17 protein-coding genes and 1 tRNA gene are annotated in these 16,279 nt (G+C 65.2%); 11 read left to right on the top strand and 7 right to left on the bottom strand.

Annotation, left to right across the window (positions count from 1 at the left end):
- Position 1: 1 nt before the first annotated feature.
- The 4 genes from LHL23_RS22945 to LHL23_RS22930 all read right to left on the bottom strand — a co-directional run bounded on the left by LHL23_RS22945 (position 2) and on the right by LHL23_RS22930 (position 3,774).
- Positions 2-75, bottom strand: a tRNA-Arg gene (locus tag LHL23_RS22945).
- Positions 76-175: 100 nt separating this feature from the next.
- Entirely contained in the window at positions 176-1,561 is a 1,386-nt protein-coding gene (locus LHL23_RS22940; RefSeq protein WP_222480396.1) for a sensor histidine kinase, read from the bottom strand.
- 15 nt (positions 1,562-1,576) lie between these two features.
- Positions 1,577-2,995 carry a dihydrolipoyl dehydrogenase family protein gene (locus LHL23_RS22935; protein ID WP_226431686.1) on the bottom strand — a complete coding sequence of 473 codons (1,419 nt, stop codon included), beginning with the start codon at positions 2,993-2,995 and terminating at the stop codon, positions 1,577-1,579.
- Between the two features lie 2 nt (positions 2,996-2,997).
- Positions 2,998-3,774 (bottom strand): TVP38/TMEM64 family protein, encoded by a 777-nt coding sequence (locus LHL23_RS22930; protein WP_226431685.1) that lies wholly within the window; start codon positions 3,772-3,774, stop codon positions 2,998-3,000.
- 331 nt (positions 3,775-4,105) lie between these two features.
- On the opposite strand from LHL23_RS22930, the gene rpmH reads away from it, so the two are divergent.
- From rpmH to yidD, 3 genes are all read left to right on the top strand, one after another.
- Complete coding sequence (rpmH, locus tag LHL23_RS22925; protein WP_008554144.1) at positions 4,106-4,240, top strand: 50S ribosomal protein L34; 135 nt, start codon at positions 4,106-4,108, stop codon at positions 4,238-4,240.
- A 23-nt stretch (positions 4,241-4,263) separates the two neighbouring features.
- Complete coding sequence (rnpA, locus tag LHL23_RS22920) at positions 4,264-4,689, top strand: ribonuclease P protein component (RefSeq protein ID WP_226431684.1); 426 nt, start codon at positions 4,264-4,266, stop codon at positions 4,687-4,689.
- 63 nt (positions 4,690-4,752) lie between these two features.
- Positions 4,753-4,989 carry a membrane protein insertion efficiency factor YidD gene (gene yidD / locus LHL23_RS22915; RefSeq protein ID WP_222480404.1) on the top strand — a complete coding sequence of 79 codons (237 nt, stop codon included), beginning with the start codon at positions 4,753-4,755 and terminating at the stop codon, positions 4,987-4,989.
- A gap of 6 nt (positions 4,990-4,995) precedes the next feature.
- On the opposite strand, the gene LHL23_RS22910 is transcribed toward yidD, so the two are convergent.
- Positions 4,996-5,949 (bottom strand): alpha/beta fold hydrolase, encoded by a 954-nt coding sequence (locus LHL23_RS22910; RefSeq protein ID WP_226431683.1) that lies wholly within the window; start codon positions 5,947-5,949, stop codon positions 4,996-4,998.
- A gap of 152 nt (positions 5,950-6,101) precedes the next feature.
- On the opposite strand from LHL23_RS22910, the gene ttcA reads away from it, so the two are divergent.
- The 7 genes from ttcA (at position 6,102) to LHL23_RS22875 (ending at position 13,775) form a co-directional block, all read left to right on the top strand.
- Complete coding sequence (gene ttcA, locus LHL23_RS22905; protein ID WP_222480408.1) at positions 6,102-6,989, top strand: tRNA 2-thiocytidine(32) synthetase TtcA; 888 nt, start codon at positions 6,102-6,104, stop codon at positions 6,987-6,989.
- 66 nt (positions 6,990-7,055) lie between these two features.
- Positions 7,056-8,597: a putative bifunctional diguanylate cyclase/phosphodiesterase gene (locus LHL23_RS22900; RefSeq protein WP_222480410.1), complete on the top strand. Its 1,542-nt coding sequence runs from the start codon at positions 7,056-7,058 to the stop codon at positions 8,595-8,597.
- A gap of 133 nt (positions 8,598-8,730) precedes the next feature.
- The gene (gene yidC, locus LHL23_RS22895; RefSeq protein WP_226431682.1) at positions 8,731-10,536 is read left to right on the top strand and encodes a membrane protein insertase YidC; all 1,806 of its coding nucleotides are present in this window, start codon (positions 8,731-8,733) and stop codon (positions 10,534-10,536) included.
- Positions 10,536-11,288 carry an MOSC domain-containing protein gene (locus LHL23_RS22890; RefSeq protein WP_226431681.1) on the top strand — a complete coding sequence of 251 codons (753 nt, stop codon included), beginning with the start codon at positions 10,536-10,538 and terminating at the stop codon, positions 11,286-11,288. The genes yidC and LHL23_RS22890 overlap by 1 nt, the downstream gene beginning before the upstream one ends.
- Positions 11,288-11,935, top strand: a complete 648-nt coding sequence (yihA, locus tag LHL23_RS22885) for a ribosome biogenesis GTP-binding protein YihA/YsxC (protein WP_019298036.1) — start codon at positions 11,288-11,290, stop codon at positions 11,933-11,935. The genes LHL23_RS22890 and yihA overlap by 1 nt, the downstream gene beginning before the upstream one ends.
- A 5-nt stretch (positions 11,936-11,940) precedes the next feature.
- Positions 11,941-12,306 carry a DUF2946 family protein gene (locus LHL23_RS22880; protein WP_226431680.1) on the top strand — a complete coding sequence of 122 codons (366 nt, stop codon included), beginning with the start codon at positions 11,941-11,943 and terminating at the stop codon, positions 12,304-12,306.
- Between the two features lie 71 nt (positions 12,307-12,377).
- Positions 12,378-13,775, top strand: a complete 1,398-nt coding sequence (locus LHL23_RS22875) for a PepSY-associated TM helix domain-containing protein (protein WP_226431679.1) — start codon at positions 12,378-12,380, stop codon at positions 13,773-13,775.
- Between the two features lie 101 nt (positions 13,776-13,876).
- Here LHL23_RS22875 and LHL23_RS22870 read toward each other — a convergent pair whose 3' ends face one another.
- Positions 13,877-14,605: an SDR family NAD(P)-dependent oxidoreductase gene (locus tag LHL23_RS22870; protein WP_222480420.1), complete on the bottom strand. Its 729-nt coding sequence runs from the start codon at positions 14,603-14,605 to the stop codon at positions 13,877-13,879.
- Between the two features lie 134 nt (positions 14,606-14,739).
- On the opposite strand from LHL23_RS22870, the gene argB reads away from it, so the two are divergent.
- Positions 14,740-15,600: an acetylglutamate kinase gene (argB, locus tag LHL23_RS22865; protein WP_226431678.1), complete on the top strand. Its 861-nt coding sequence runs from the start codon at positions 14,740-14,742 to the stop codon at positions 15,598-15,600.
- Between the two features lie 101 nt (positions 15,601-15,701).
- Here argB and LHL23_RS22860 read toward each other — a convergent pair whose 3' ends face one another.
- Positions 15,702-16,034, bottom strand: coding sequence for a GYD domain-containing protein (locus LHL23_RS22860; protein ID WP_222480424.1), 333 nt, complete (start codon positions 16,032-16,034; stop codon positions 15,702-15,704).
- Positions 16,035-16,279: the final 245 nt, after the last annotated feature.

Below are 16,279 nucleotides of genomic sequence, written 5' to 3'. Positions count from 1 at the left end.
GCGGACCGAGGAGGATTCGAACCCCCGACCCCTTGATTCGTAGTCAAGTACTCTATCCAGCTGAGCTATCGGTCCACTGCGGCGGGGTTTAATCATAGCATCGCAGAGTCGCAACCCCAAAAACAAAAATAGTGCCCTGCCCTGCAACTTTCCGGCGCAGGCGCCCCAGACTGGGTCAAAGCGTGCCGTCCCCCTTGGGCAGGCAGATCTCGAACACGGTGCCCTCGGGGCCGGTTTTCTGCAGCTTCACGGTGCCGCCGTGGCCGCGGGCCAGTTCGTCGGCAATTGCCAGCCCCAGACCGGTGCCGCCCTTGCGGGCGCCGCCCTGGAACGGGGTGAACAGGTTGTCCTGCGCCCGTTTCGGCAGCCCCGGACCGGTGTCCGCCACAGTGATGTACCAGGCGTCTTCCTCTTCGCGCGCATCCACTGTGATCTGCCCCGGCTTGCCGGCCGCCGCGATGGCCTGGCGGGCATTGCGCACCAGGTTCAGGACGATGCGGAACAACTGCTCCGGGTCGGCGCGCAGCATCATCGGCTTGGGCACCGCGTTGACGATCTCCACCGTCTCGCTGTCCGCCGCCAGCAGCTCGCTCTCGGCGATATCGGCAGTGATTTCATGCAGGCAGACCACGCCGAAGGTCGGCGACGGCTCTTCTGCCCGGCCGAAGGCCAGGGTGCCCTCGCACAAGGACACCGCGCGGGTGATCGAATTCACCAGCTTCGGCGCCAGGCGGCGCACCAGCGGGTCCTCGCTCATCTCGATGCGGTCGGTGAACAGCTGCGCCGAGGTCAGGATGTTGCGCAGGTCGTGGCTCACCTTGGCCACCGCCCCGCCCAATTGCGCCAGCCGCTCGCGCTGCTTCAGCGCATGGGTCAGCTCGGTCTGCAGCTGCATCAGCGCTTCTTCGGCCTCGCGCAGCTCCGCCACGCTGGAGCTGGGATGGATGATGCCGCGCGCATCCTCCGGCGCCGCCGCATAGCGCTGCATGTAGCCGACCACGCTCTTGATCGGCTTCACCAGCACGATGCGCACCGCCCCGAACAAGAGCACCGCGGTAATGACAGAGATCACCGCCGACAGGATCAGGATCCGCACCCCGTAGTCGATCATCGCCGCGCGCAGCGGCGCGGTTTCCATGGTGACCTCGATCAGCAGGCCCGCCTCGCGCACCGGCGCGCCGATCACCCGGATGACCTCGTTGCCGGGCGTCACCAGCCGCAGCAGCGCATCGCGGATCAGCGTCATCGCCCCGGCCATGCGCAGGTCATAGGTGGCGGTGATCTGCCCCGGGATCGGCGAGGCCAGCATCAGCTGGCGGATCTCATCGCGGCGCAGCACCACGTTGTAGACGCCCGCATTCTCCAAGAGTTCCGCTTCCAGCTCGGTCTCCAGCATGTCATCCGCCAGCAGCGCCAGGGAGGCGATCTGCGCCCGTTCCAGCCGGTCGGCCAGGTAGTCCTCGCGGAACCGCGCGATCGAGGGGACAAAGATCAGCACCTCGGCCAGCATCACGAAGACCGTGGTCAGGATCAGGAATCTGCCCGATAGCGTGTTGAGCATGAAGCGGCCTTCAGTTCATGAAATCCAGCGCTGAACAAAGCGCACGGCGCGTTTAACAAAGTTACTCTCAAACAGGCGCGGGGAAAAATAGGCTCCCGCCGCCCGTTTGTTAATCTCGCTTATACTGGGATAAGGCGCAACCATTGCAGCAACTTGGCTCATTTTCAGGTTGTTGGCGATGGCCATTGACCACAACCCGATCAGCTCTCCTGCCTGATGGCCCGCGATGGTGGCGCCGACCGGGCGGCCCTTGAACACCATCACCTTGATGAAGCCCGCAGCCTTGCGTTCGGCAATGGCACGGTCGTTGTGGCTGTAGTCGAACCGCACCACCTCCAGCTTGACGCCATAGCGGTCGCGTGCCTGCATCTCGGTCAGCCCCACCTGCGCCAGCTCCGGGTCGGTATAGGTGGCCCAGGGGATATGGCTGGTCTTCGCCTTCGACGGCAGGCCGAACAGGGCGGAGCGGATGATGACGCTGGCGTGATAGCCCGCCACATGGGTGAACTGCATGCCTCCCGCCACATCGCCGATGGCATAGACACGCTTGTTGGTGGTGAGCAGGCTCTCGTCCACCTTGATGCCATTGCTGTGCGTTTCGATTCCCGCCGCCGCAAGGTTCAGCCGCTCTATGTTGGCCTTGCGCCCCACCGCCATCAGCAGATGCGAGCCTCGGAACATGCTGCCGTCCCTGGTTTCGACCTCGATCGCGCCCGCCTGCCCGCCTACGCGGGAGACCATGGCACCCTCGGCAATCTCCACGCCTTCATTGCGCAAGGCATCCAGCACCAGCGCCGCGGCCTCCGGGTCGTCCTTGCCCAGCGCCCTGAAGCCTTCGATCACCGTCACCTTGCAGCCCAGCCGCACATGCGCCTGCGCCATCTCCATACCTATCGGGCCGCCGCCGACGATCAGCAAATGCGCTGGCTTCTCGCGCAGATCGAACAGCGTTTCATTGGTTTCATAGGGCACCTTGTCCAGCCCCGGAACCGGCGGCACCAGCGGCGACGACCCAGTGGCAATCACCACCCGCCGCGCGGTGATGCGGTAGTCTCCGGCGGCTACCTCAGTTTCCGAAATAAAATGCCCGTACTCGCGGATCACCCGCACGCCGAGGCCCTCGAACCGCTCCTGGCTGTCGACCGGGGCGATGGTTTCGATGACCTGATGCACATGGTCCTTGGCCGCCGCGTAGTCCGGTTGCGCCGCCTGATCCGCCACGCCGAAATCCGCAGTATGCGACTGGCCATAAGCCGCTTTGGCGCTTGCCAGCAGCGCCTTCGAAGGCACACAGCCGTAGTTCAGGCAGTCGCCACCCATCTTGTGGCCTTCCAGCAGCACCACATCGGCGCCCATCTGGCTGGCCCCGGCCGCCACTGACAGCCCGCCGGAGCCGGCCCCGATGACCAGAAGATCGCATGTGATGCTGTTCATGTTCAGCTGTCCTTCCGTGCTTGGCCGCGCAGGTTGCCGCGCACCGCTTTCACCAGGATCGGCATCGCCGCCAACACGCACAGGCCCAGAATCGGCCCGATCACATGCGGCTCCCACAACAGGTTCAGGTCGGGATCGCCGCCGCGGTCAAAGACCGAGCCGACGCCAACCCCGATCCAGGTAAACACGATGGCACCCGGAATGATGCCCGCCGCGGTGGTCCACAGGAAGTTGCGGAACTTCACCCCCACCAGCGCGGGCAAGAGATTCGCCACGAAGAACGGCACCGCCGGCACCAGCCGCAGCAGCAAAAGCACCTCGACCTCGTTTTCCCGCAGCGCCTGTTTCAGCATCTGCACCCGGCCCTCTGCCGCTTCGATCTTGGCGGTCAGAACCGCCCCAAGCCCCATGCGCGCCGCCAGAAAGATGCCCGCCGCGCCGATGGTGGCAGAGATCACGTTGAACGCGGTGCCGGCCGCCAGCCCGAACAGGAAGCCGCCGGTGACGGACGCGACCGCCGCGCCGGGCAGCGAAAACACCACGATCACGATGTAAATTCCCATGAACAGCGCCACCAGGCCAAGGTAGTTCTGGTCCCGGAAGCCCATCAGCGCCTCGCGGTTGTCGCGCAGCGTGTCGAAGGTCAGGTAATCCTTCAGCACCACCGCGCCAAGCAGCGCCGCCGCCACCACCGCAATCAGCGGCAGATGCCGCGCCAGGCCCGGCTTGGCGCCGTCCTGTTCCTTGGGCTGGGATTCGGTCTCCGGTATCTCTGTCATGCTGCTCATCTTGTCCGTTTCAATTGCGCTGTGTCTGTTGCTACGTGTTAAATGGCTGTTCCGCGAGGGAGGTTCCGCCTGCCTCACAGGTGCTTGATCGCATCCCCGGATTCCGTGAGGTTTATGGCAGAATCAGCCGCCCCATGTTACGTCCGCACCGTCCGGGCAGGCCGTCCGGGGGCGGATTTTGGCAGAAATGTTGCACTTTGCCCGGAAAAGGCGGCTTGCGGGGTTTGACTTAGCCGCCATTCCCTCCTAAAGACCGGGCTTCGAGATAGACCCCGGGCGGGCGATTCCGCGCACCCGAAGAAAAAATGTGGAGACCGGAGCGATGAAACGCACCTATCAGCCTTCGAACCTGGTTCGCAAACGCCGCCACGGCTTCCGTGCGCGCATGGCCACCAAGGCAGGCCGCAAGATCCTGAACGCACGCCGCGCCCGCGGCCGCAAAGAACTGAGCGCATAAGCTCAGTTCCCGTTCTGACGGACATGACACCGCCGGAGGCCCCCAAGGACGGCAACGCTGCCCGCGGGGACACGCCTCCGGCGGTGTCCGTTTGCGCATCTGATGCGCAAAAAATCGAGATCATGGCCAAGCGCCGTGATTTCCTCGCCTGCGCCCGCCCGCCTGCCCGCAAACAGGGCACCAAGGCGATGATGCTGCAGGGCCGGAACCGCCGTGATGACGGCGGCATCCGCATGGGCTTCACCTGCTCCAAGAAGGTCGGCAACGCGGTCGCCCGCAACCGCGCCAAGCGCAGATTGCGCGAGGCGGCGCGGATGATTCTGCCAACCCACGGCCGCCCCGGCTGGGATTACGTGCTGATCGGCCGCGCCAACGAGACCGCCCAGCGCCCGCTCGAGGAACTGAAGCGCGACCTGATCTACGCGCTGAAGAAGATCCACGGGCAGTAAGGCCGCGCAAGCCCGGCCGTTGGCCGCATTGCCACCCGGCCGCCCTGCCCCTATCTATCCGCCATGACCCCGCTGGCCCATCTCCTTGCAATTCCCGTGCGCGCCTACCGGCTGCTGTTCAGCCCCTGGGTTGGCTTCAACTGCCGCTACCAGCCCACCTGCTCGGCCTACGCCCTGGAAGCGCTGGAGAAACACGGGGCGCTGAAAGGCGCGTGGCTGACGGCGCGGCGCATCGGGCGCTGCCACCCATTCGGCGGCGACGGCTTTGACCCGGTGCCGGACAATAAAGACAGCAAGTGACATCCGTCAGATCAGGGCACGTTTGCCTTGCGCCGTGAAGCCGCGCGTCGGAATGGCATCGCGGTCGATCTTGCCCAGCAAGCTGTGGTTCAAATCCTCGTAGAACCGGGGCGCTTCGAAATACCAGCGATGAGACCAGCTTGCCGCCGCCCCCGGATTCGCGATGTTGTCTTTAAAGTATTCCCCGCAGGACAGGTTGACGGCCTTCCGCGGATGCCCTGACGGCAGGCCGATGCGCCCCAGGCGCGGCGAAACACCGACCCGCTTCACCTCCGAAACCGACAGGGTTTCATCATAGAGGCTGTAATAGTTCGTCAGCCGCGCACAGCGGCGGTAAAGCGAGCTTGAATTCGCATTCCCCGCTCGCATCGACTTTTGCGAGATATCAGCCGCTACAAACGCCATCTGGCTCACCAGCCAGCCGGACTGCGCGGTTTCATGATCGTCGTCGGCATAATCGCAGGCCTCCCGCACCAGAAAGCAGCCCATCGAATGCGCCAGCACATGCACGTTATAAGCGCAATCCGCCCTCTGCATCCGGCCCAGCCAGCGGATCCCGTGAAAAAACAGCTCCTCAGCGGCCCGCCGCGCATCGCGGCGGTCGGATGCATAGCCGAGCACCGAGCCGTTGCTGGGCCAGTCGTAGCTCACAACGGCTCCCGGGAAGCCATGCGCCGCCAAGCCCCGCCGGATGAGCCGGTGCCGTTCAAGCATGTCGAACTGGTCCGTATTGAAACCATGCACGAAGATCAGGATGTGCCCCTTGTCCAGAACCGTCCCGTCGGCAAGGCGCTGGCACCCGGAGGCATCCTGCACCCCGGCCAGCCACTCCGTCCGCCGGACTTCCTGCCCACGGTGCAGGTGGCCGGCCCCGCCCGGAACCGCGAGGAATTTCACCGCTCCCTCCCGATTGGAATATCCGGAGCCATCCCGGCCGCGCACAGACAGAAAGTAGTCCATCACCCTAACCCCTCACACTTGAAACCGCGCTCTCAGCGTCTCCCTCCGGCTGAGCATGTGTCAAGGTTGAAGAAAATGACGGTGCAGGCCGGCGGCCGGTCCTGTTCCTTTTTTTCCTTGGCAAAACCGCGCGCCTCGGCTAGGGCGCGCCCATGCTTGATGATGATCTGGACGAAATCCACCCGCTGTTTGCCGGCGCCCCCTCGACCACTGAGTTCAAGAAGCTCAGGAAGCGCATCGTGCGCTATGCGCGCGAGGCGATCGAGCAATACGGCATGGTGGAGCGCCGCGAGGACGGCAGCACGCCGAAATGGCTGGTCTGCCTTTCGGGCGGCAAGGACAGCTATACTCTGCTGGCGGTGCTTTACGAGCTGAAATGGCGCGGCCTCCTGCCGGTGGATCTGCTGGCCTGCAACCTGGATCAGGGGCAGCCCGGCTTCCCGGCCACGGTGCTGCCGGAGTTCCTGGAAAAGATGGGCGTGCCGCACCGGATCGAATACCAGGACACCTATTCCATCGTCGTCGACAAGGTGCCGCAGGGGCGCACCTATTGCGCGCTGTGCTCGCGCCTGCGCCGCGGCAACCTCTACCGCATCGCGCGCGAAGAGGGCTGCTCGGCCGTGGTGCTGGGCCATCACCGCGACGACATCCTGGAAACCTTCTTCATGAACCTGTTCCACGGCGGCCGCCTGGCGACCATGCCGCCCAAGCTGGTCAACGAAGAGGGCGACCTGTTCGTGTTCCGCCCGCTGGCCCATGTGGCAGAGGCCGACTGCGAGAAATTCGCCCGCTCCATGAACTATCCGATCATCCCCTGCGACCTCTGCGGCAGCCAGGACGGGCTGCAGCGCCAGCAGGTGAAACAGATCCTCGACCAGTGGGAATCAAACTCGCCCGGACGCCGCCAGGTGATGTTCCGGGCGCTGATGAATGCGCGCCCATCACACCTTCTGGACCCGAAATTGTTCGATTTCGCGGGTTTGGAGCTGAAGAATGGCGAATCTGAGCCGGAAATTTCCGCAATTCCCAGGCTGCGTTAACTCCCGGGTTAGATCAGCACCTTAGTCTCAGCCCCGAATGAACGGCTGCAGACGAAAGGTCTGAGAATGAAGATTACGGGTTCAGGCTTTCTGGAACGGCTCCGGCATTTCCTCGCCACCGCGCTTGTCGGGCCGCCGATGCTCGCCTTTCTGCCTGCCCTGACCCTCGCGACCTTCTGGCTTGGCGGCGAAACGGCGCTGCTGGCCGTTGCCCTTGGCCTGCCGGTGCTGATTGCCGCGGCCGGCGGCTTCTCCAAGCGCGGCAGCAGCGTGCCGCGCGATGCCGTCACCGGCATGATGCTGCGCGACGGCTTCGAGCATGAGACCGCCCGGCTGTACCACGACTGCGCCGAGGCCGGCCTGCGGTCGGCGGTTTTTGTGCTGGAACTGGACGAATACAAGGAACTGACCGACCGCCACGGCCAGGAGGCAGGCGACCGCATCATGCAGCACTGCGGCGCGCAGATCGTCTCTGCCCTGCGCCAGAATGACACCATCGCCCGGATCAGCGACAACCGCTTTGCCATCTGCCTGGCACCCACCCTGCAGCTGGACCTGGAGCTGTGCATCCAGCTGGCCGGGCGCATGCAGGCCGCGGCCGAGGAGCCGCTGGCGCTGGATGGCACCACCGTCTACATGACCGCCTCGATCGGCTTCTGCCAGCGCAGCCGCGCGCCGGGCAGCAGCAGCGCAGAATGGATCAGCGCCGCCGTTTCCGCCCTGTCGGAGGCGCATGGCAACGGCCCCGGCGGCATCCGCGCATACTCCAGCGATATGCCGGCCCGCGGCAGCAGCCGCGCCAGCCTGCGCGAGGAAGCCGCGGCGGCGCTGGAAACCGGCCAGATCCAGGCCTGGTTCCAGCCGCAGATCTGCACCGACACCGGCCGGGTCTCGGGGTTCGAGGCGCTGGCGCGCTGGCTGCACCCGGTGCAGGGGCTGATCCCGCCCTCCACCTTCCTGCCCGCGCTGGAGGAAGCCGGGCTGATGGACCGGCTGAGCCAGGTAATGCTCTACAACGCGCTGGTCGCCATCAAGGCCTGGGATGAGGCCGGGGTGACTGTGCCCTGCGTCGGCGTCAACTTCGCCACCCAGGAGCTGCGCAATCCAGGCCTCGCGGGGCGCGTCAAATGGGAGCTGGAGCGCTTCGGCCTGCCCGCGGACCGCCTCTGCGTCGAGATCCTGGAAACCGTGATGACCGACCAGCCCGACGATGTGGTCACCCGCAACATCCTTGCCCTCAGCGAGCTGGGCTGCCCGATCGACCTCGATGATTTCGGCACCGGCCATGCCTCGATCTCCGCCGTGCGCCGCTTCAACATCTCCCGCATCAAGATCGACCGCACCTTCGTGATGAAGGCGGACCAGGATCCCGAGCAGCAGAAACTGATCTCCGCCATCCTGACGATGGCAGAGCGGCTGGACCTCGACACCCTGGCCGAAGGGGTGGAAACCGCGGGCGAGCATGCGCTGCTGGCGCAGCTCGGCTGCGGCCACGTGCAGGGCTTCGGCATCGGCCGCCCGATGCCCTTTGATCAGACCCTGGACTGGATCACCGCCCACGAGGCCAAGCTGCAGGATGCGCCGGTGATCGGCCGCCAGACGCCCTGAACGCTCAATTCCTTTGATTTTCTGCCGCACCGGGACCGCTTGACGCCCCGGTGCACCGCGATTCTGCTTGACCTTTGCGGCCCACCTCTGTTGAACCCCTCGTGTCCTTCCCTACACGAGGTGGCAGTCCCCAATGGACGATCAGAACAAAAATCTTATTCTCGCAACCGTACTCAGCTTTCTGGTGATCCTCGGGTGGTATACCTTCTTCCCGCCGCCGGAACCGGAACAGGCGCCGGAAACCGCGATCAGCGAAACCGCCCCGGCAGGCGACACCGCCGCCGCGCCCAGCGCCGCGGGCGCCGATGCGGTGGCAGACACCGCCCCGGAACAGGCCGCCGCCCCGGATGCGCCGCGAGTTGCCATCGACACGCCCCGCGTCACCGGCAGCATCTCGCTGCAGGGCGGCCGGATCGACGACCTGTCGCTGAAGGACTACCGCGAGACGCTGGACGAAGATTCCCCGATCGTCAAACTGCTGAAACCGGTGGGCGAGGCCGGCGCTTATTACGCGCTCTACGGCTGGGCACCGGGTGCAGGCCTCACGCTCAGCGACGTGCCGGGCGCCAACACCCTCTGGTCGGCTGAGGACGGCGCCACCCTGTCCGCCGACAGCCCGGTCACGCTCACCTGGGACAACGGCAAGGGTCTGACCTTCTCGCGCACCATCGCGGTGGATGAGGACTACATGTTCTCGGTCACCCAGTCGGTTGCCAACGCCTCCGGCGGCACCGTGTCGCTGGCGCCCTACGGCACCCTGGCCCGCCACGGCCAGCCCGAGGGGCTGAAGAACTTCTTCATCCTGCACGAAGGCCTGGTCGGCATGACCGACGGCGAGCTGGCAGAGACCGACTATGACGACATGGCCGACTTTGAGCCCGACCCGCGCGACGGCTCCAAGTCCAGCGTCAAGCAGGTCGAGGCGAACGGCTGGATCGGCTTCACCGACCACTACTGGATGTCCACCCTGGTGCCCGCACCGGGCCAGGGCTTCCGCTCGATCGCCAAGTTCGACGAGCGCCGCGAAATCTACCAGACCGACATCGTGCTGCCGACCGTCACCGTGGCAGAGGGCCAGTCCTCGGAAGTCACCACCCAGCTGTTTGCCGGCGCCAAGGAATGGGAAGCCATCCGCGGCTACGAGAAGGCGGGCATCGAGGGCTTCCTGGACGTGATCGACTGGGGCTGGTTCTTCTTCCTGACCAAGCCGATGTTCTGGCTGCTGCACAATCTGAACGTCCTGATCGGCAACATGGGCTGGGCGATCATCGGCCTCACCGTGGTGATCAAGATCCTGGTGTTCCCGCTGGCCTATAAATCCTACGCCTCGATGGCCAAGATGAAAGAGCTTCAGCCGGAGATGGAGAAGCTCAAGGAGCGCGCCGGCGACGACCGCCAGAAGATGCAGAAGGAGATGATGGAGCTCTACAAGCGGGAAAAAGTGAACCCCGCCGCGGGCTGCCTGCCGATCCTGATCCAGATCCCGATCTTCTTCTCGCTCTACAAGGTGATCTTCGTCACCCTGGAACTGCGCCACGCCCCGTTCTTCGGCCCGTTCCAGGACCTCAGCGCGCCGGATCCGACCTCTATCATGAACCTCTTTGGCCTGCTGCCCTTTGCGGCTCCGGCGCCGGAAAGCGTGCTGGCGCTGGTCTTCATCGGCATCCTGCCAATCCTGCTCGGCATCTCGATGTGGCTGCAGCAGAAGCTGAACCCGGCGCCCACCGACCCGACCCAGCAGATGATCTTTGCCTGGATGCCCTGGGTGTTCATGTTCATGCTCGGCGGCTTCGCCTCCGGCCTGGTGGTCTACTGGATCGCCAACAACACGATCACCTTCACCCAGCAGTACCTGATCATGCGCAGCCACGGCTATACGCCGGACGTGTTCGGCAACATCAAGTCGAGCTTCAAGAAGAAGCCCAAGGCTGACAGCTGATGACGCACCAAGTTACAGACATCTGGCGCCACCCGCTCAAATCCCACGGGCGGGAAGCGCTGGAGAGAGTAACCCTGACCGCCGGGCAAACCATGCCCGGCGATCGCGTTTGGGCGGTTGCAAACGAGCAGTCCAAGGCCGACGGCAGCAAATGGGTGGTCTGCGGCAACTTCTCCCGCGGGTCGCAGTCCCCTGCCCTGATGGCCATTGGTGCCCGGCTGGACGACGCCAGCGGCCAGCTGACGCTGACCCACCCGCAGCGGCCTGAAATCACCTTTGATCCCGAGAACCCGGCAGACCTCCAGCGCTTTCTCAATTGGGAAAAGCCGCTGCTGCCGAGCACCGCCCGAGCCTCAGCCCGCATCGTCCGGGTGCCGGGCCGCGGCATGACCGACACCGATTTCCCCTCCATCACCCTGTGCAATTGGGCCTCCCACCGCGCGGTGGAGCAGGCCATCACCCACGAACTGTCGCCCCTGCGCTGGCGCGGCAACATCTGGTTCGACCTGGATGATCCTTGGGCCGAGAACGACTGGCTGGGCCGCGAGGTGCAGATCGGCGCGGCCGTCTTTGCGGTGCGCGAACGGGTGGTGCGCTGCCTGGCGACCACCGCCAACCCCGAAACCGGCGAACGCGACGCCGATACGCTCAAGACCCTGAAAGAGAATTGGGGCCACCAGGATTTCTCGGTCTACGCCGAGGTGGTGCGCGGCGGCGAAATCCGCCTGGGCGACGCGGTAAAGGTGCTGTGATGCAGATGCAATTTTCCCTGGCCGAAGCGCCGGACGACATTTCCGCCGAAAAGGGCCGCAAGCTGTTTGCGGGCGAGACCGAGTTCCTGAAGGGCGTGGTGGCGATGAACGGCCTGCCGGACGCTGACCGGGTGGAGGTCTGCTTTGCCGGCCGGTCCAACGTCGGCAAGTCGAGCCTGATCAACGCGCTGACCGGCACCAAGGGCATTGCGCGCGCCTCCAACACGCCGGGCCGCACCCAGGAGATCAACTTCTTCACCCAAGGTCCGGAACTCTATCTGGTCGACCTGCCCGGCTATGGCTATGCCAACGCGCCGCTCAAGGTGGTGGAGCAATGGCAGAAGCTGTTGAAACGCTACCTCAGCGGCCGCCAGAACCTGCGCCGCGCCTTTGTGCTGATCGACAGCCGCCACGGCGTGAAGGCGGTGGATGACGAGATCATGAAGCTCTTGGACAGCTCCGCCGTCACTTTTCAGTGTGTGATGACCAAGGCCGACAAGGTCAAAGAAAAGGACCGCGCCAAGGTGCTGGAGCAGGTCAAGGGCGCGCTGGCCAAACACCCGGCGGCCTATCCCGAGATCGTGCTGACCTCCTCCGAGAAGGGCGACGGCATCGCCACCCTGCGCTCGATCATCGCCGGACTGTAACAAACGTGCTCAGCCGCCTGCCCTCCCTGCTGGTTGTGATCGCCCTGGCCGTGGCCGGGCTGATCCCGTCCGGCTGGATGCCGGGCACGGCGCAGGGCGGCAAGGTGCTGCTGGTGATCTGTACCGGCCACGGCCCGGTGGAAACCTGGGTCGATCTGGAAAGCGGCGAACCGCATGCCCCCGCCGAGCAGATGGAGGACCGCAGCTGCCCCTTCGCCGCGCTTGGCGCGGTGGCGCTGCTGCCGGACAGCCTGATCGACCTGAACCTAAATGCGCCTCTCAGCGACCGCTGGTCGCGCGAGGCTTTCACCCATCACACCGCCGGTTTCCACTGGCGCTATGATGCCCGCGGCCCGCCCGCACTCTCCTGATTTTCTGAACACTTCTGACATTTCCGCCGACGCCCTGCGCGACCGGCCCCGTTCCGATATGGAGAGACCCAATGGCAACCAGCCAACCGCATTCCGCGGGCCAGATGCGCCCGCTTACCGAGAAATTTTACTTCGCCGTCTGGCGCTGGCATTTCTATGCCGGCCTGTTTGTGATCCCCTTCCTGATCATGCTGGCCGTCACCGGACTGATGATGATGTTCATCACCCAAGTAGACGGCCGCGACGGCGAGAAGATCACCGTCACCCAGGGCGCCGCCGAACTGAGCATCCCCGCGCAGGAGGCCGCCGTTCTAGCCGCCCAGCCCGGCACCATCGCCGAATGGATCGGCCCCAAGGCCCCTGATCTGGCCGCCGTGTTCCGGGTAAAAACAGATGAGGGCCAGCGCCTGGTCGCCCTTGACCAGTACAGCGGCGAGGTGATCAAGGTCTGGGACCGCCGCGCAGGCTGGTACGACTTTGCCGACAACATCCACTCCACCTTGCTGATCGGCGACACCGGCGACCGGCTGATCGAGATTGCCGCAGGCCTTGGCATCGTGCTGGTACTGACCGGGCTTTACCTGTGGTGGCCGCGCGGCAATGCCGTCAGCGCCTTTGTCCCTAACGTCCGCGCGCGCGGCCGCGCCCTATGGAAGAACCTGCACGCGGTGACCGGCTTCTGGATGTCGGCGCTCTTGGTGATCTTCCTGATCTCGGGCCTGTCGTGGACCGGCATCTGGGGCGGACAGATGATGCAGGCCTGGAGCACCTTCCCCGCCGCGAAATGGGACAACGTGCCCTTGTCGGATGACATCCACGCCAGCATGAACCACGGGTCCACCAACGACGTGCCCTGGGCGCTGGAACAGACCCCGATGCCCGCTTCCGGCTCTGACGCGGGCATTACCGGCACGGCGGAGGGCGCCCCCGTCGATGCTGCCAGCCTGATCGCCCTGGGCCGGAGCCTGGGGATGGAGGGCCGCTTCCGCCTCGCCTACCCCGGCGGCGAAACAGGCGTCTGGACCCTCAACCGCGACAGCATGAGCGGCGACGGCGACAGCCCCTTCATCGACCGCACCGTGCATGTCGACCAGTACAGCGGCAGGATCCTCGCCGACGTGAAGTACGAGGACTACTCCTGGGCGGGCAAGGCGATGGCCGTCAGCATCCCCTTCCACATGGGGCTGATGGGCACCTGGAGCTTCGTGCTGAACGTGGTGTTCTGCCTCGCGGTGATCTTCGTCTGTATCTCCGGCCTGGTGATGTGGGTCAAGCGCCGCCCCGCCGGTGCCGCGCGCCTCGCCGCGCCGCCGGAACCGGCAGAGATGCCGTTCTGGAAAGGCGCTGCGCTGATCGCCGTTCTGGTCTCGCTGGCCTTCCCGCTGACCGGCCTGGCGCTACTGGCCGCGCTGGCGTTTGACGTGCTGCTGCTGGGCAATCTGCCGGTGCTGAAACGCGCGGTGAGCTGACGAAAAACTGAGGGCAGCGCCCGACCCTGGGTGGGTGCGAAAGCGCCCTCCCGCGGGGAGGGTCGGGCGCTGCCCGGCGCGCTTCGCGCTTGTTCCGGGCTTTAAACGTGCTGGGCGCCGTTCACCTCGATCTCGGTGCCGGAAATATAGGAACTCTCTTGCGAGCACAGGAAGTAGATCGCCGCCGCCACTTCCTCCGGCTGGCCCAGCCGCTGCATCGGCAGCTTCTCGACGATTTTCTCGGTGCCGGGCGACAGGATCGAGGTTTCCACCTCGCCCGGGGCAATTGCATTCACCCGCACGCCCAGCGGCCCGAAGTCATGCGCCATCTCCCGCGTCAGCGCCGCCAGCGCCGCCTTGGAGGTGGCATAGGCGGCGCCAGCAAAGGGATGCACCCGGCTGCCCGCGATCGAGGTCACATTGACCACCGAGCCCTTGGCTGCCGCCAGTTCCTCCTTCAGGCCGCGGGCCAGCACCACCGACGCAAAGAAGTTCACATGGAACACCTTGCCCCAGTCCATCAGATCGGTGTCCAGCGTGCTCAGCCGTTCGCCGTTCGGCCCCTTGGGCGAGATGCCCGCATTGTTGACCAGCGCGTCCAGCCGCCCGTCCAGCAGTTCCTGGATCTGGCCCACCGCGTTGATCGTGTCCGACGGGTCCGACAGGTCCAGCTGCACATGGTTCTCCTGGCCGCCGCCCCAGGGGCATTCCACGGGGAACGGATGGCGCGAGCAGGTGATCACCCGCCAGCCCTCGGCATTGAAGCGGCGCACGGTGGCATGGCCGATGCCGCGGCTGGCGCCCGTCAGCAATAGTGTCTTCTGGCGCATGGCGCCCTCCTGATCAGAGAATCTGCGCCGAGCCTAGCATTCGCGCCGCCATCTGCAACGGGGTGCGCCAAAGCCTCCCCTTGGCAGCGGCGCCGGAACCCCGTAACACATTCTGACCAAGGGATGATGCAGCAATGAAGAAACAAGATATGAACCGCGATTGGATTGCCACCGCCGAAACCCTCTCCAGCGCGCTGCCCTATTTCCAGCGCTTTGCGGGGGCGATTGTCGTCATCAAGCTCGGCGGCCACGCCATGGGCAGCGACGAGGCGATGGAGACCTTTGCCCGCGATATCGTGCTGATGCGCCAGGTCGGGGTGAACCCGGTGATCGTGCACGGCGGCGGGCCGATGATCAACGCGATGCTGGAAAAGCTGCAGATCAAGTCGGAGTTCGTGAACGGCAAGCGGGTCACTGATGCCGCCACCATGGAAGTGGTGGAGATGGTGCTGTCCGGCGTCGTCAACAAGCGCATCGTGCAGGCGATCAACAGCCAGGGCGGCCGCGCCGTCGGCCTGTCGGGCAAGGACGCGAACCTGATCACCTGCGATCAGGCCGACCCGGATCTGGGCTTTGTCGGCGCGCCTGCGGAAATGGACCCCAAGGTGCTGCACGGGCTGTTTGAAAAGAACATGATCCCGGTGATCGCGCCCATCGGCGCGGGCCGGGGCGGCGAGACCTACAACATCAACGGCGACACCGCCGCTGGCGCCATCGCCAAGGCGCTGCAGGCCGACCGCCTGCTGCTGCTCACGGATGTGGCCGGCGTCAAGAACGCCGAAGGCGAAGTGGTGACGGAGCTGAAGGCCGCGGATGTCGAGGAGATGACCGCCAGCGGCGTCATCGCCGGCGGCATGATCCCCAAGACCGAAACCGCGCTGGACGCGGTCCGGGGCGGCGTGCGCGCCTGCATCATCGTCGACGGGCGGGTGCAGAACGCGGTGCTGCTGGAGCTTTACACCGACCACGGCGCAGGTTCGATGATCCGCGCCTGACAGCACAGGCCGCGAAACTCAAGAGGGGCGCTGCCCCTCCTGGTCACGCGGGCCATTCCGAGCCGGAATATTTTCAGCCGGATGAGCAGGAGATCCTGTCCTCAGCTTCCCGGCGCCTTGTAAGCACCCGCGATGGATCCCGCCTTCTTCTGGATTTCGGTGAATTCATCCGAGGTGAAGGCCCGGACGGTCTTGAGGTTGCTGACCGCGCCGCTGGCGCCGGTCGCCAGCAGGCCCGCCAGCAGGCTGGACACATCATCAATCGTGACCTTGATAGCGAAATCATGGTCCCCCGTGGTCAGATAGAATGTCTCCAGCTTTCCGCCCGCCGCCTCGACAAGGGCGCGGGCCGCGGCCTCGCGGTCGCTGGGGCTGTCGATCATCGCCTTCATCGCAGAAGACGTGTAGTTCCCGGTCACGATAAATCTTGGCATTCAGTCTCTCCCTGGGGCGGAAGATGCAGGCCGGCTGCAGGCACGATGCCGGATATTCCGGCCTGCATGCCCCGCGCGGATCATAGCATGGATCACGCTTCCGGCATATGAGGAAGCCCGGCCCGGCCTGCGGGGGGCTTGCCTTTGGCCCGATATTGCGCATCGCTGGCGTTATGGAGCATGAAACCCTGATCCGCCTTGCGATCTTTCTGGCCCTGTTTGCGCTGCTCGCCGCGGCAGAGGCC

This window comes from Leisingera sp. McT4-56 (assembly GCF_020514995.1).
Taxonomy (GTDB): domain Bacteria; phylum Pseudomonadota; class Alphaproteobacteria; order Rhodobacterales; family Rhodobacteraceae; genus Leisingera; species Leisingera aquaemixtae_A.
Note: the sequence above shows the minus strand (reverse complement) of the source record. Positions and strands in the feature narration are given on the sequence as shown.

Excerpts from the sequence above, each read along its gene's own strand:
- LHL23_RS22940 (WP_222480396.1), bottom strand. The coding sequence starts at position 1,561 with ATGCTCAACACGCTATCGGGCAGATTCCTGATCCTGACCACGGTCTTC.
- LHL23_RS22935 (WP_226431686.1), bottom strand. The coding sequence starts at position 2,995 with ATGAACAGCATCACATGCGATCTTCTGGTCATCGGGGCCGGCTCCGGC.
- LHL23_RS22930 (WP_226431685.1), bottom strand. The coding sequence starts at position 3,774 with ATGACAGAGATACCGGAGACCGAATCCCAGCCCAAGGAACAGGACGGC.
- rpmH (WP_008554144.1), top strand. The coding sequence starts at position 4,106 with ATGAAACGCACCTATCAGCCTTCGAACCTGGTTCGCAAACGCCGCCAC.
- rnpA (WP_226431684.1), top strand. The coding sequence starts at position 4,264 with ATGACACCGCCGGAGGCCCCCAAGGACGGCAACGCTGCCCGCGGGGAC.
- yidD (WP_222480404.1), top strand. The coding sequence starts at position 4,753 with ATGACCCCGCTGGCCCATCTCCTTGCAATTCCCGTGCGCGCCTACCGG.
- LHL23_RS22910 (WP_226431683.1), bottom strand. The coding sequence starts at position 5,949 with ATGGACTACTTTCTGTCTGTGCGCGGCCGGGATGGCTCCGGATATTCC.
- ttcA (WP_222480408.1), top strand. The coding sequence starts at position 6,102 with ATGCTTGATGATGATCTGGACGAAATCCACCCGCTGTTTGCCGGCGCC.
- LHL23_RS22900 (WP_222480410.1), top strand. The coding sequence starts at position 7,056 with ATGAAGATTACGGGTTCAGGCTTTCTGGAACGGCTCCGGCATTTCCTC.
- yidC (WP_226431682.1), top strand. The coding sequence starts at position 8,731 with ATGGACGATCAGAACAAAAATCTTATTCTCGCAACCGTACTCAGCTTT.
- LHL23_RS22890 (WP_226431681.1), top strand. The coding sequence starts at position 10,536 with ATGACGCACCAAGTTACAGACATCTGGCGCCACCCGCTCAAATCCCAC.
- yihA (WP_019298036.1), top strand. The coding sequence starts at position 11,288 with ATGCAGATGCAATTTTCCCTGGCCGAAGCGCCGGACGACATTTCCGCC.
- LHL23_RS22875 (WP_226431679.1), top strand. The coding sequence starts at position 12,378 with ATGGCAACCAGCCAACCGCATTCCGCGGGCCAGATGCGCCCGCTTACC.
- LHL23_RS22870 (WP_222480420.1), bottom strand. The coding sequence starts at position 14,605 with ATGCGCCAGAAGACACTATTGCTGACGGGCGCCAGCCGCGGCATCGGC.
- argB (WP_226431678.1), top strand. The coding sequence starts at position 14,740 with ATGAAGAAACAAGATATGAACCGCGATTGGATTGCCACCGCCGAAACC.
- LHL23_RS22860 (WP_222480424.1), bottom strand. The coding sequence starts at position 16,034 with ATGCCAAGATTTATCGTGACCGGGAACTACACGTCTTCTGCGATGAAG.